At 59.5% G+C, this 220-nt stretch carries 1 pseudogene; it reads right to left on the minus strand.

The window, feature by feature from the left end:
- Window positions 1-124, minus strand: a pseudogene (locus tag QJT78_RS52820) (IS21-like element ISFK1 family helper ATPase IstB); the annotation flags it as partial.
- Window positions 125-220: the final 96 nt, after the last annotated feature.

The following is a 220-nucleotide window of genomic DNA, read 5'->3' on the forward strand; positions in this document are numbered from 1 at the left end:
TGGATGCGCGGCCATGGCGGTCCTCGAGGATTTCGAGCAGATCGCGGCGTTCCGCGGCGGTGAGCACCGATAGTCCCCAATCATCCAAAATCAGAAGCTGAGCGCGGCCGACCCCGCGGGTCACTTCAAATTCCTCCGGGTGTGGTCAGTCAAATTCCTCCACCCGCGAGGCAGGACAAGGGACTGTTAGTTTGAGTTTGTTTCCCGGGCAAGAGCTTCA

The organism is Bradyrhizobium sp. Mp27 (assembly GCF_029953005.1).
Lineage (GTDB): Bacteria > Pseudomonadota > Alphaproteobacteria > Rhizobiales > Xanthobacteraceae > Bradyrhizobium > Bradyrhizobium barranii.